The following is a 13,450-nucleotide window of genomic DNA, read 5'->3' as shown; positions in this document are numbered from 1 at the left end:
GCACTCTCCTGTTTCGCTGGGCGCCGGAACGTAGTTCGAATGGCTGGAAGCCGTCCAGCCTCCTTCGAAAGGGAGCGCATGCGCACACTGGTCCTCAACGCGGGGTACGAGCCCCTCGCCGTGGTGTCCTTCAAACGGGCACTCGTGCTGGTCATGAATCACAAAGCAACGATCGTCGAGAGCGACCAGGAGCACCCGGTCGTGGCCGCCTCCGGGTTCTGGGAGCGCCCGAGCGTCATCCTGCTCACCCGGTACGTGCGCATCCCACGGTCGGTGGCCGTGCCGGTCAGCCGGCGGGGAGTGTTGCGCCGGGACGAGCATCGCTGCGGCTACTGCGGCAAATCGGCCAGCACGATCGACCATGTGCTGCCGCGGTCCCGTGGCGGCCGGGACACCTGGGACAACCTCGTGGCCTGCTGCCTGCGCTGCAACAACGTCAAGGGCGACCACACGCCGGCGGAAATGAACTGGGACCTGCTCTTCGATCCGCGCATGCCGCAGGGGGCCACCTGGGTGGTCAGGGGCGTCGAGCGCCCCCTGCCCCAGTGGGGCGAGTACCTCGCCCCGGCGGCCTGAGGACGACGCGAAAGTCACGGCAATGTAACGCCCGAGGTGACATTCGGCGCTCGTTCCCATAGTGTGGGGGAGCCAGACGACCCGAACCCGCACTCCGGAGGACCCCCTTTTGCCCCAGCCCGGCCAGACCGGTTCTCCCGAGAACTCCACTGCGACTCCCACGCGCCGCGAACTTCGCGCGCAGCGGGAGGCAGGAGAAACCCCGGAAGTTTCCGCCGAGCCGGCCGAGCAGAAGGCCGCCCCGGCCGTCAGCGTGGCTCCGGATGCCGCCCGCGCAGCCGCGCGGCCCATGGCCGCGCAGCCCGTGACCGCAACGCCGGGGGCCCCTCGCCCGCCGCGCTCCAAGCGCAACAGCCCCCTGACGGTCGCGGTCACCCTGCTCGCGATTCCCGGACTCTTCCTCACCGCGGCGCTCCCGGCCTACGCGTTCACGCCGGGCGAGGGCCTCGTCGGCGCCCGCACGGCGCACCAGCGAGCGTCGGCGGAGGCGCAGGACGTGACCGTGGCAGCCGGGTCGGCGAGCATCTCGGTCGCCCGCGACGGTTTCAGCGCGACCACCACAGCGCAACTGGCCGAGCGTGAGCGCGCTGCCGCCGCGGAGCAGGCAGCCGACGCGGCCGCAGCGACGACCGCCGCCTACGCCGTCTACGGCATCCGTGCCGACGGTGACGACTACCCCTGGGCGGGCAAGACAAGCGGGCTCTCTCCGCTCGGCTACGTCTACGGGCAGTGCGTCGACTTCGTCGCCTGGCGCCTCAACCGCGACGCCGGCGTGACCGGCGGCAACTGGCGCTGGACCTGGAGCAACCTCACCCCCAGCGGCGGAGACGCCTCCCAATGGGCCAACGCCTGGTCCGGTCACGGCTGGGCCACCGGCAACAAGCCCGTCGTCGGAGCGGTCGCCTGGTTCAACTACAACCACGTTGCCTACGTGCAGTCGGTCTCGGCCGGCGGTTCCGTCGTGCTCGAGGAGTACAACTGGATGGGCAGCAGCGCGTACCACACGCGCACCGTCCCGGCCAGCGAGGTGCCGCTCTTCCTGTACCCCCCGACATAGTCGGCGCACACCGGGTTTGGCGCACACCGCTAAACTTGACCGGTCAGCCTCTGTAGCTCAACGGAAGAGCAGTTCCGTCCTAAGGAAACGGTTGGGGGTTCGAATCCCTCCAGGGGCACTTCACCGCCAACGAATTGGATATTTCCTACAACGCCTTACGGCGGATGTTGGAGGCTGGGCTACGCTGACGATCGTGAGCACCTACAGACCTCCCCTGACCGATCTCGCCTTCGTCCTCGAGCATGTCGTGGGTTACCCGGGCGTCGCCCGGTTGCCCGGCTACGAGCATGCCGACCTCGACACCGTGGTCGACCTCCTCGAGCAGTGCGGCGATTTCATGGCCAAGGTCGTGGCGCCGACCAACCAGTCGGGCGACGTCGAAGGCGCGCGCCGCCAGCCCGACGGTTCCGTCGTCACGCCGGCCCCGTTCAAGGCGGCCTACCGCCAGTACGTCGACGCCGGATGGGGCTCGGTCCCGTTCCCGGAGGAGTTCGGCGGCGGCGCATTCCCCTGGTCGGTGAACCTTGCGATCCAGGAGATGACGGCATCCGCCAACATGGCCTTCGCCCTCTGCCCGCTGCTCACCCAGGGCGCCATCGACGCGATCCTGCACTACGGCGACGATGCCCAGAAGCAGCGCTACCTGCCCAACATGATCAGCGGCGAGTGGACCGGAACGATGAACCTCACCGAGCCGCAGGCCGGTTCGGATGTCGGGGCGCTCGCCACGCGTGCCGCGCCGAACGGTGACGGGACCTTCGCCATCACCGGGCAGAAGATCTTCATCACCTACGGCGAGCACGACCTGGCCGAGCAGATCGTGCACCTCGTGCTGGCCCGCACGCCCGGCGCACCCGCCGGCACCAGGGGCATCTCCTGCTTCATCGTGCCCAAGTTCCTGGTGAACGAGGACGGCTCGCTCGGCGAGCACAATCCGGTCACCTGCCTCTCGATCGAGCACAAGCTCGGCATCCACGGCTCGCCGACCTGCGTGCTCTCCTACGAGGGCGCGACGGGCTACCTCATCGGCGAGGAGAACCTCGGCATGCGGATCATGTTCGTGATGATGAACAGCGCCCGGCTCTCCGTCGGCACCCAGGGCCTCGCCATCGGCGAGCGCGCCTACCAGCAGGCGCTCGACTTCGCCCAGGACCGCAGGCAGGGCCTGGCGATCGGGGCGGACGGGAAGGACTCGGCGATCATCGAGCATCCCGACGTGCGCCGCCTGCTGATGACCCAGCGGGCCTACCTCGCAGCGCTCCGCCGGATGATGCTCTTCAACGCCGTGCAGATGGACCACGCCAGCCACGATCAGGACGGGCGGGCCGCTGCGCGGGCCGGCGAGGTCGTCGGCCTGCTCACCCCGATCTGCAAGTCGTTCGGCACCGACCTCGGCACCGAGATCACCTCCCTCGCGCTCCAGGTCTACGGCGGCATGGGCTTCATCGAGGAGACCGGAGCCGCGCAGCATTACCGCGACGTGAGGATCACCCCGATCTACGAGGGAACCAACGGCATCCAGGCCGCGGACCTCGTCGGCCGCAAGCTCGGCGTGCGCGGCGGCGGCTCGGCGATGGAGTTCATCGCGACCATGCGCGAGGTCGAGGCGGAGCTGGCGAGCGCCGGCGATGACTTCGACTTGATCCGGATGGAGCTCGGCCGGCAGTTCGACGCCCTCGAAACGGCCACCGCGTGGATGCTTTCCACCGGAAGCACCGACCCGGACTCCGCGCTGTCGGGCTCGACGCCCTACCTGCGCATGTGGGGGCTCTGCGTCGGGGGATGGCTGTTGGCCCGCTCGGCCCTGGCCGGGCCGGCCACGGGCGACGCCGAGATGGCGGAGACCCAGCTCGTGCTCGCCCGCTTCTACGCGGAGCAGCTCCTGCCGCAGTGCGCCGGCCTGCTCGGGGCAGCCACCGCCGGATCCCGAGACCTGTTCGCGCTCGATGCCGGCCGGCTGGCGGGCGCGGTGCGCCGCGGCTGACGCGCGACCGCCGGTCCCCCAAAGAGCTGACTACCGGAGGCGTCGGCGCTGCCGCAGACTATGGAACACGATGCACGCTCCTGGAGCTGCATCGCCGGTTCAGGAGACATTCGGGTTGTCGCCCTGGCCAGGAATTGCGAGGGGGGCCAATTCGGGTTTGGCCCCCTTTCGCATGCCCGGCCCGCCCGGCTTGCACCACAGTTCGCCCCGCCCCTGCGACACTGGTACGCGAGCGAAGGAGAACCGATGGCGCTGATCGACAATGCGATCTACGTGGACGGCCGACGGGCGGCGACGCCGGCCTCGCTCGATGAGACCTACGAAGTCCTCAAGGCGAACGCGGGGTTCGCCTGGATCGGCATGTACCGGCCGACCGAGCAGGAAGTGCGCTCCGTCGCCGAGGAGTTCAATCTGCACCACCTGCCGGTCGAGGATGCCTTGAAGGGCCACCAGCGGTCCAAGCTCGAACGCTTCGACGACATCGCCTTCCTCGTGCTGCGTCCGGCGCGGTACATCGACGCGGAGGAGCGGGTCGAGTTCGGCGAAGTGCACCTCTTCGTCGGGCCGGATTTCGTGCTGACCATCCGTCACGCCGAGGCCCCCAACCTCGCGACCGTGCGCCGCCGCATGGAGGAGAACCCGGCGCTCCTGGCCCTCGGGCCCGAGGCCGTGCTCTACGCGATCCTCGACCAGATCGTCGACGAATACGGGCCCGTCGTCGCGGGCCTCGAGAACGACATCGATGAGATCGAGGACCAGCTCTTCACCGGCGACCCCGAGGTGTCCCGCCGCATTTACGCGCTCTCCCGCGAGGTGATCGAGTTCCAGCGGGCGACCCAGCCGCTGGTGGGCATGATGGAGTCCCTGCAGCGCGGGTTCGAGACCCGCAACGTCGACGTGGAAATCCGCCACCACCTGCGCGACGTGCTCGACCACACCATCCGCGTGGTGGAACGGGGAGACTCGTTCCGGGAGCTCCTGTCCAACGCGCTCACCGTGCACAGCACCCTGGTGAACCAGCGGCAGAACGATGAAACCCGCAGCCTCTCCGAGACGAGCCTGGCGCAGAGCGAAGAGGTCAAGAAGATCTCCGGCTGGGCGGCCATCCTGTTCGCGCCCACGCTCATCGGCACGATCTACGGCATGAACTTCCGGCACATGCCCGAACTTCTCTGGGAGTGGGGCTATCCGTTCGCCGTCACCCTGATGGTCGGGATGGGCGTGGGCCTCTACGTCATCTTCAAGAAGCGCAACTGGCTCTGACCATCAGTGATCGAGCGAAACCCGGGGGCGCCTACCCGCAAACCGTGCCAGTCCGAAATAGGGTATCCCTGTGTGGCGCCTCGATAAGAAACAAGATGACGACGGCATCCTGTCGGAGTACACGGATGCGTCCGGCCCCGACGCGCCGAATTCGACCTCCCCGCACTCCGTGAGCCTCGGCGATCCGTCCCTGGTTGCCGGCAACATCGCCGAGCCGACCTGGCAGCGCTGGCGCGACGAACTCGCCGCGGTCGGCGGCCGGTCCCCGCTGCTGCACTTCAACGACGGCACGCGCACGCGCATCGAGCTCAGCGCCACGCACCCCGGCGGCCTGCCGCAGTTCATCACCGGCAAGACCACCCTGCTCTCCAACCTGATCCGCGACGAGCTCGCGCTGCGCAACGCCCGCCTGGCCGCCAACGAGATCACCCAGAAGGGCATCGAGCTGCGCTCCATGCGCGGGATCGAGTCGGTCAACCTGGCGATCGGCCTGGCCCAGTGGAAAAACGGCGAGACCGAGTTCAGCGCGCCCATCCTGCTGCGTCCGCTGGCGATCCGGCGCTACGGGCGCGACTTCGAACTCAAGCTCAAGGGCCAGCCGTTCCTCAACCCGGAACTGGCGCGCGCCCTGCACGACCAGTTCCAGATCACCCTCGACGCGGACGCCTTCGTGGCGCTCGCGGTCACCAACGGCGCGTTCAAGCCCCAGCCGGTGATCGACCGGCTCCGCGGCCTCACCTCGCACCTGCCCTGGTTCAACGTCGTGCCGCGACTGGTGGTCTCCTCCTTCGCCGACGTCGGGCGAGCCCTCGCCGCCGACATCGCCCGGCTGGACCACCCGCTGCTCGACGCGGTCGCCGGAAACCCCTCCGCCCGCCGCGCCGTCGAGACCGCGTACAACCCGGTCGTCCCGATCGGCCAGGACGTGCGCCCGCCGGCCACCGACATCCTGTTGCTCGACGCCGACCCGGAGCAGGAAAACGTCATCGCGCAGATCGCCGCCGGCAACTCGCTCGTCGTGAAGACGCTGCCGGGCACGGGCGGCACGCAGACGATCGTCAATGCCATCGGCGCGCTGATCTCCCAGCACAAGCGCGTGCTCGTGGTCAGCGCCCGCCGGTCCAGCCTCGACGGCATCGCCCACCGGCTCGTGCAGGTCGGCCTCCCCGGAGCAGCCGTCACGCCGCGCAACCTGCGCCGCGACCTCGTGCAGTCGATCACGCGCAACGAGAAGGCCACCCAGCCCCGCGTGGGCGACGTCGACGACGCGCTCGTGCGCCTGCGCAAGGTTCTGCTCGACTACCGATCGGCCCTGTCCCGGCGCGACGCGGCGCTCGGCGTGTCCGTGCTCGACGCGCTCGGCGAACTGGCCCGGCTCGCCCAGCTGCCGTCCCCGCCCTCGACGATCGCGCGGCTGGACCGCGGCGCACTCGAACGGCTCGCGCACAACCGCGGGGCCGCCGCGGCGACCCTGATCAAGGCGGCGGCGCTCGGCGAGTTCCGCTACGGCCCGGGCGACTCGCCCTGGTACGGCGCGACGTTCACCTCGACCGCCGAGGCGTCGTCGGCGCACCAGCTGGCCAAACGGGTCAACCAGATCGAACTGCCGCGCCTGCTCGAACGTGCGTCGGGGCTGGTCGGCCAGACCCGGCTGCGTCCCTTCGAGACCATCGCGGAACTGGGTATCTACCTGCGGCTGCTGCTCGACATCCGCGAAACGCTCGACCGGTTCCAGCCGGCCGTGTACGACCGGCCGCTCACCGAGCTGATCGCCGCCACCTCGGCGCGGCGCGACTCGCCCGACATGCCCTCCAGCAGCCGTCGCCGGCTGCGCAAGCTCGCGGACGAGTACCTGCGGCCAGGCGTGCACGTCAGCGACATGAACGAGAGCCTCCGCCGCATCCAGCAGCAGCGCACCCTCTGGCAGCGGTACGTCGTCGCGGGTTCCACCCCCGAGGTCCCCGTCGGCATCAACGACGTGCACGTGGCCTACCAGCGCGTCGCCGAAGACCTGGGCCTGCTCGACGTTCCCCTTGGCGCCGCGGGGACCACCCGGATGCTGGCCAACCGTCCGATCAAGGCGCTCATCTACACCGTCGCCGGGCTGGCCGCGGAAAGCGAAGTGCTCGCGAACCTGCACGAGCGCACCGCGCTGCTCTCCACCCTGCGCGAGCACAACCTCGACCCGCTGATGACCGACCTGGCACAGCGTCACGTGTCGGAGAAGGATGTCGCCGACGAACTCGAGCTCGCCTGGTGGCAGTCCGTGCTCGAGGCGATGCTCAGCGACAACAAGGCCCTCCTGAACGCGAACACGCAGGTGCTCGACCGCCTCGAAGCCGACTTCCGGCTCGTCGACGAGGCGCACGCATCCGCCACCGGCCAGTTGGTGGCCTGGCTGCTCGCCGAGACGTGGAAGATCGGAGTCGTCGACTGGCCGGAGGAGGCCGACCACCTGCGCCGGCTGCTGCGCTCCGGCCGCGCCACGCCGACCAGGCTGCACGATGCCGCCCCCCACCTCGGCCGGGTGCTGGCGCCCGTGTGGCTTGCCTCCCCGTATGAGGTCGCCGACCTGGACGACCGGCTCAGCTTCGACACCGTGCTGCTCGTCGACGCCGGTGCGACCACCTTCGCCGAGAACGTCGGGGCGATTCGCCGCGGCAAGCAGGTGGTGGCCTTCGGCGACCCGGTCACCCAGACTCCCTCACCGTTCGAGACCGGCATCGGCGAATCCGGGGACGCCGAACCGCACAACGTGGACGCCCTGCACGCCGACTCGGCGCTGGCGCGCCTCGGCGAACTGCTGCCGACCCTCACCCTCACCCGCAGCTACCGCGCCGGGGGAGAAGACCTCGCCGAGATCGTCAACCACCGCTTCTACGGCGGCCGCATCGACTCCCTGCCCTGGGCCGGGAGCTTCCTCGGCCACGGGAGCCTCAGCCTCAGCTACGTCGCCGGCGGCCGCGGCATGCCGGATGCGGAGAGCGGCGCCATCGAGAGTGTCGACGCCGAGGTCGCCAAGGTCGTCGAACTGGTCCTCGACCACGCGGTCAAGCGCCCCCGTGAGTCGCTCATGGTCATCACCGCGAGCGCCCGCCATTCCGTGCGGGTGCACCAGGCGGTCCTGGCCGCGTTCTCCAAGCGCACCGACCTCTCCGACTTCATCCTCAAGGACCGCGCCGAGCCGTTCACCGTGCTCACCCTCGAGCAGGCCGTCGCGCAGAGCCGCGACCGGGTCATCTTCTCGATCGGCTACGGGCGCACCCCGCACGGCCGGCTGCTCTCCAACTTCGGGTCCCTCGGCGAGCCGGGCGGCGAACGGTTGCTCGCCATCGGTATGACCCGCGCCAGGCGTGCGATGGACATCGTCTCCTGCTTCCGGCCCGAGGACATCGACGCGGACCGCCAGCGCCACGGCATCCTGGCCCTCTCCCAGGTGCTCAGCGAAACCGAGGCGCGCGCCAGGGAGAACCAGGCGCCCGACCCGAGTGAGTCGATGCTGGTCGACCTGGCCGGCCGGCTCGAACGGCTGGGCCTGACCGTCTCCCTCGGCCACCGCGGCAAGCTCGCGCTCGCGGCCTCGCACGCCGGCCGTGCGGTCGTCGTTGAAACGGACGCCGTCGTCGGGCGGGCGAGCCTGCGCGAGTCGCTCCGGCTGCGCCCCGAGGTGCTGCGCCGGCTGGGCTGGCACTACCTGAGGGTGCACAGCTTCGAACTCTTCAGCAACCCGGATGCCGTCGCCCAGCGGGTGGCGACTCTCGCCGGGGTCAAGCGGGGTGGCCCCGCTGCCGAGCTGGCGACGGCTCCGATCGCGGTCGTGCCTGCCCGCGACTGACGGGCTAGCCTTGTCCCATGAGCGCTGAAGACGACACCAGTGGCGCGGACGAGCGCGCCGGCACGACCGGCGCACCCCGGCAGCCGATCGTGCGCCAGCGCGGCGCGAGACGCGCCAAACTGCTGCCCGCGCCGAATACGGACCCGAGCCCGGACGTGCCGATCGAGCGCGAGGAGGGCGGCGTTGCCCCCACGGCGTCGGGGTCCCGTGGCGCGAACGACGACCGACTCCGGCGGGACCGCCCGCCGCACTGGTAGCCGGTCGGGCCGGGCCCGTTGGTTAGAGCGTGTGCTTGGGGCCTTCGCTCGGGGCCTGGCTCGGGGCCTCGCTCGCGCTCGACGCGAGGAGGTCGCGGATCTCGGCGAGCAGGTCGAGCTCGGTCGCAGGGACGGCTTCCGCGGCGGCAGGGACGCCGGCGGCTCGGCGGCGCTCCTGGGCTTCCTTCATCTTGTTGAGCGGGAGCACGAAGACGAAATACACCACGGCCGCAATCAGCAGGAAGGTGATGATCGCGGCGAGCACGAGCCCGAAGGACATCTTCGCCCCGCCCGGCAGCTCCACGATCATGGACTCGGCCAGGCTTTCGGCGTTGAAGAGCGTCGCGATCAGGGGGTTGAAGATCCCCGTCACGATCGCATTCACGACCGCCGTGAACGCCGCGCCAATGACAACGGCGACCGCGAGGTCGATCACATTGCCGCGCATGATGAAGTCCCTGAAGCCCTTGATCATGATCGAACCTCTCTCAAAGCGTTCCACTACGGTTTTTTCGGGGCAGAGGAGCCCGTGCTCGACGTGGTCGGCGAGACACTGGCGGACGGCTTGCTCTGCGTGGCGGCGGGCGCGGCTGACGACTTCTCGCCGGCAGCCTTCGCCGGCTTCTCGGCCGCCTTCTCCGGAGCCTTGTCGGCCGCCTTCTTCGCGCCTGACCTCGTGTCCCGGGACGCAGTGGCTTCCGCCCTGGCGTCATTGCGGTAGAAGCCGGAACCGGTGAAGCTCACCCCGATCGCGGAATACACCTTGCGCAGCTTGCCCTGGCAGGTGGGGCACACGGTCAGTGAGCTGTCGCTGAAGGACTGTTGGATGTCGAAGGCGGTGTCGCACTCCGTGCAACGGTACGAGTAAGTGGGCACGTCAATCTCCAGCTGATGGAACGGCGAGCGAAATGCTGGCCAGGGGTCTTAGAACGAGATGATTCTCGTGGGGGTGACCAGTCCGTTGACCGGCTGGTCGTGCACCTCGCGGGGCACCTCGTCGACGAACTCGTTGTCAAACACGACGGCGTACACCGGGGGGCACTTGTCCATGGAGCCGAGGGTCTTGTCATAATAACCGCGACCCCAGCCCATCCGCATGCCGGTGCTGTCGACGGCCGCCGCCGGAACGATGATCAGGTCGACGTCGTTGATGGCGATCGGGCCGAGGAGCGTGCCGGCGGCCTCCGGAACCCCGGCGATGCCCTCCGTCTCGCCATTGTCTTCGCCGACGGTCCAGTCGAGCAGCCCGTCTTCGCGCGACACCGGGAACAGGACACGGATGCCGTCGGCCTCCGCCCAGTTCACGAAGGGGCGGGTATTGGGTTCGGTGCGGGAGGAGAGGTAACACGAAATCGACCGGGCCGACAGGTCGATGGCGAGGCTCTGCAGGTTCTCGGTGAGACCCGCAGTCGCGGCCTCTCGCTCGACCGAAGTCATGTTCTGACGGCGCTCCCGCAACTCGGCGCGGAGCGCCCGCTTTCGGTGAGGGATGTCGGAGTCCATAAAGTCATCCTAGATGCCGATACCCTTGACCCCATGGGCACCCCTATAACCAAGGCCGTCATTCCTGCAGCAGGACTCGGCACACGATTCCTGCCGGCAACCAAAGCGATGCCGAAGGAGATGCTGCCCGTTGTCGACAAGCCGGCCATCCAGTACGTCGTCGAAGAGGCGGTCGCGGCGGGGCTGCACGACGTCCTGATGATCACCGGACGCAACAAGAACTCCCTCGAGAACCACTTCGACCGGATGACCGAGCTGGAAGACCTGCTCGCACGCAAGGGTGACCTGACCAAACTGGCCAAGGTCAACGAATCCACCGATCTGGCCGACATGCACTACGTGCGCCAGGGCGACCCCCTGGGCCTCGGCCACGCCATCCTGCGCGCGAAGATGCACGTCGGCCGGGCACCCTTCGCCGTTCTCCTCGGCGACGACATCATCGACGCCCGCGACCCGCTGCTGGGCAAGATGCTGCACGAACAGGACAAGCGCAACGCCAGCATTGTCGCCTTGATGGAGGTAGACCCGTCGCAGATCCACATGTATGGTGCCGCCGCGATCGAAGAGACCGACGATCCCGACGTCGTGCGCGTGACCGGCCTGGTCGAGAAGCCCAGCGCCGCCGACGCCCCTTCGAACCTCGCCATCATCGGGCGCTACGTGCTCCGGCCGGAGGTGTTCGACGTGCTCGAGCACACCAAGCCGGGCAAGGGAAACGAAATCCAGCTCACCGACGCGCTGCAGGAAATGGCTATCACCCCGGAGGAGACCGGGGGAGTGTACGGCGTGATTTTCCGCGGCCGACGCTACGACACGGGCGACCGGCTCGACTACATCAAGGCCATCATCCAGCTCGCCGTGGATCGCGACGACCTGGGCCCGGACCTTCGCCCCTGGCTGCGCGATTTCGCCGGCCGCATGGGCTAGGCCAGACGACTACAGTGGGCGCAAACCACCGGGCCGCGGCCCACGACTAGACAGGCAAGCAGTGCCACTCGCGATCCCGACGCTCCACGAGGGCCCCGTCGCCCTGCGCCCGATCCGGGTGCGTGATGCCAGGGCCCTCGAGCGCGTTCTCCTGGAGAACCGGGCGTGGCTGCGCGCCTGGGAAGCGACCAACCCGTACGCGCCGATGTCCTTCGACACCCGCGCGAGCATCCGGAACCTGCTGCTCAACGCCCGGGCCGGGCACGGCCTGCCGTTCATCGTCGAGTACGACGGGCAGATCGCCGGGCAGCTGAACGTGTCGTCGATCACCTGGGGCTCGCTGTCGTCGGCCACGATCGGGTACTGGGTGGGCAAGGAATTCGCCGGCAAATCGATCACGCCGGCGGCGGTCGCCCTGGCCACCGACTACTGTTTCACCGAACTGGGCCTGCACCGGATGGAAATCTGCATCCGACCGGAGAACGCTCCGTCGCTGCGCGTGGTCGAGAAGCTCGGATTCCGGTACGAGGGGCTCCGGCGCCGCTTCATCCACATCAACGGGGACTGGCGCGACCATTTCTGCTTCGGCCTCGTCGCCGAGGAACTGCCGGAGGGTGTGTTGCGCCGTTGGCGCGCCGGGCTCGTGCCCGAGGATGCGGCCATGGTGTCGTCGGCGGATCTCGCGGCCGCTGCGCAGCCCTTGCCCATCATTGGGCGGTGACACACCCTTGGTAATCATGCCCGGAGGTGCTCCGCGCTCATACCGTAGTGACCATGAGTAGCGAGGCGCTGGGCGGTGGAGTGATGGTGGCGGTCGCCGCCACCCTCTGGGTGACCTATCTCATGCCGACCTGGTCCCGTCGCCGCCAGTACCTCGCCGTCGAGCGCAACGCCGTTCGGCTGCAGCAGACGCTGCGAATCATGGCCGAAACCGCCGAAGTTCCCCAGCAGGTTCGGCTCGAGGCGAACGCGCGCACGGTCTCCGCCCAGCAGAAACTCCTCGCCCGGGCCGAAGACGATGCCCGTGCGGAGTCGAAGCAGGCGGTGGATGCCGCCGCTGCGGCGCGGCGCGCGGCCGGCCTCGCCCGGTCGGCATCCGCTTCCGCTTCGGCGGCGTCGCCCGCGCTCGCCCTCCGGCGGCTGCGCAGGTGGCGCGCGCTCAGTTCCCTCGTGCTCCTGTCCGGACTCGTCTCGCTGGTGGTCGGCGCGGTCACCGCCCTGGTGGCCGGTTCGTGGACCGTGCTCGGCTTCGGCGCTATCGCCGTCGCCCTGGCGTTCGGCTCGTTGTCCCGGCTGGCCCGAATCGCCCGTGCGGCCCGGGTGGTCGCCCGGGCGCCGATCGCGACATCCCTCACGGCACAACGCTTCGAACCCGTGCACTTCGACGAGGCCCCCGTGGCCAACCCCACCTGGACTCCGCAGCCCCTTCCGCGCCCACTGCACCTGTCGCGGGGCTCGATCGCGCAGACCGCAATGGCGTCGGTGGATGCCGCGGCCGAGCTGCGCAAGGCGGCCGCCGAATCCGAACTCGCCCTGCGGGCCGCCCGGATCGCCGCCGCCGTCACCCCGATCTCCCGCCCCGCCGCCGCGCGCCCCGCCGCCCAGCCGGCTGCCGCCGGCACCTCGGCGCCGAACCGATTCGCCTCGATGGGCGTCGTCGGCGAGACCGAACCCGGCATGACCGACCTCGACGCCGTGTTGCGTCGCCGTCGGGCCGTCGGATAGCCGACCCAGCCGACCCGACCCGACCGCGGCACACACCACCCGCGCGTGCATGATATTCTTCAGTAGCAGTCGGGGGCTATGGCGCAGCTGGTAGCGCGCCTCGTTCGCATCGAGGAGGTCAGGAGTTCGAATCTCCTTAGCTCCACCGCTGTTTGAGGAAGGGCCCGCCGCAAGGCGGGCCCTTCCCGGTTTAAGCCCTGGCTGAGATGCGGAAAAAGTACCTTCGTCCCTCTGCGTCAGGCTGATTGTGAGTCAGTTCACGATCAGAAGGAGGCAGGGGAATGTCGATAAGCCCAGGATTCACCACGGCGGAGATCCGCGAG

12 protein-coding genes and 2 tRNA genes are annotated in these 13,450 nt (G+C 69.2%); 11 read left to right on the top strand and 3 right to left on the bottom strand.

The genetic code is table 11. The features are described 5' to 3' along the window. Positions 1–78 precede the first annotated feature (78 nt). The 7 genes from E3T54_RS03230 to E3T54_RS03200 all read left to right on the top strand — a co-directional run bounded on the left by E3T54_RS03230 (position 79) and on the right by E3T54_RS03200 (position 8,972). The gene (locus tag E3T54_RS03230) at positions 79–576 is read left to right on the top strand and encodes an HNH endonuclease (RefSeq protein ID WP_134474554.1); all 498 of its coding nucleotides are present in this window, start codon (positions 79–81) and stop codon (positions 574–576) included. Positions 577–685: 109 nt separating this feature from the next. Next, on the top strand, positions 686–1,633 hold the full coding sequence (locus E3T54_RS03225; RefSeq protein ID WP_134474553.1) for a CHAP domain-containing protein: 948 nt from the start codon (positions 686–688) through the stop codon (positions 1,631–1,633). Between the two features lie 46 nt (positions 1,634–1,679). Beyond that, positions 1,680–1,751: transfer RNA gene (locus E3T54_RS03220), tRNA-Arg, on the top strand. Positions 1,752–1,826: 75 nt separating this feature from the next. Beyond that, positions 1,827–3,617, top strand: coding sequence for an acyl-CoA dehydrogenase (locus E3T54_RS03215; protein WP_134474552.1), 1,791 nt, complete (start codon positions 1,827–1,829; stop codon positions 3,615–3,617). Between the two features lie 246 nt (positions 3,618–3,863). Beyond that, on the top strand, positions 3,864–4,880 hold the full coding sequence (locus tag E3T54_RS03210; protein ID WP_134474551.1) for a magnesium and cobalt transport protein CorA: 1,017 nt from the start codon (positions 3,864–3,866) through the stop codon (positions 4,878–4,880). Positions 4,881–4,950: 70 nt separating this feature from the next. Beyond that, positions 4,951–8,715, top strand: a complete 3,765-nt coding sequence (locus E3T54_RS03205) for an AAA family ATPase (RefSeq protein ID WP_370254740.1) — start codon at positions 4,951–4,953, stop codon at positions 8,713–8,715. A gap of 17 nt (positions 8,716–8,732) precedes the next feature. Further along, positions 8,733–8,972 (top strand): hypothetical protein, encoded by a 240-nt coding sequence (locus E3T54_RS03200; RefSeq protein ID WP_092322161.1) that lies wholly within the window; start codon positions 8,733–8,735, stop codon positions 8,970–8,972. A gap of 22 nt (positions 8,973–8,994) precedes the next feature. On the opposite strand, the gene mscL is transcribed toward E3T54_RS03200, so the two are convergent. Genes mscL through E3T54_RS03185 form a run of 3 tightly spaced genes read right to left on the bottom strand, consistent with a single transcriptional unit; the run spans position 8,995 to position 10,475 of the window. After that, a complete protein-coding gene (gene mscL / locus E3T54_RS03195) occupies positions 8,995–9,447 on the bottom strand; it encodes a large conductance mechanosensitive channel protein MscL (RefSeq protein WP_134474549.1) in 453 nt (150 codons plus the stop codon). 26 nt (positions 9,448–9,473) lie between these two features. Beyond that, entirely contained in the window at positions 9,474–9,848 is a 375-nt protein-coding gene (locus E3T54_RS03190) for an FmdB family zinc ribbon protein (RefSeq protein WP_134474548.1), read from the bottom strand. Positions 9,849–9,896: 48 nt separating this feature from the next. Continuing rightward, positions 9,897–10,475: a 5-formyltetrahydrofolate cyclo-ligase gene (locus E3T54_RS03185; RefSeq protein WP_134474547.1), complete on the bottom strand. Its 579-nt coding sequence runs from the start codon at positions 10,473–10,475 to the stop codon at positions 9,897–9,899. Positions 10,476–10,508: 33 nt separating this feature from the next. Here E3T54_RS03185 and galU point away from each other — a divergent pair, with 33 nt between their 5' ends. The 4 genes from galU (at position 10,509) to E3T54_RS03165 (ending at position 13,272) form a co-directional block, all read left to right on the top strand. Beyond that, positions 10,509–11,402: a UTP--glucose-1-phosphate uridylyltransferase GalU gene (galU, locus tag E3T54_RS03180; protein ID WP_134474546.1), complete on the top strand. Its 894-nt coding sequence runs from the start codon at positions 10,509–10,511 to the stop codon at positions 11,400–11,402. A gap of 61 nt (positions 11,403–11,463) precedes the next feature. After that, positions 11,464–12,123 (top strand): GNAT family N-acetyltransferase, encoded by a 660-nt coding sequence (locus E3T54_RS03175; protein ID WP_134474545.1) that lies wholly within the window; start codon positions 11,464–11,466, stop codon positions 12,121–12,123. A 53-nt stretch (positions 12,124–12,176) separates the two neighbouring features. Beyond that, positions 12,177–13,127, top strand: a complete 951-nt coding sequence (locus tag E3T54_RS03170) for a hypothetical protein (RefSeq protein WP_134474544.1) — start codon at positions 12,177–12,179, stop codon at positions 13,125–13,127. 72 nt (positions 13,128–13,199) lie between these two features. Continuing rightward, a tRNA-Ala gene (locus E3T54_RS03165) sits at positions 13,200–13,272 on the top strand. Positions 13,273–13,450: the final 178 nt, after the last annotated feature.

The sequence above is a fragment of the Cryobacterium sp. Sr8 genome (assembly GCF_004403225.1).
GTDB lineage: Bacteria > Actinomycetota > Actinomycetes > Actinomycetales > Microbacteriaceae > Cryobacterium > Cryobacterium psychrotolerans.
The sequence above is the reverse complement of the archived record's forward strand: the minus strand, read 5'-3'. Positions and strand labels throughout refer to the sequence as shown.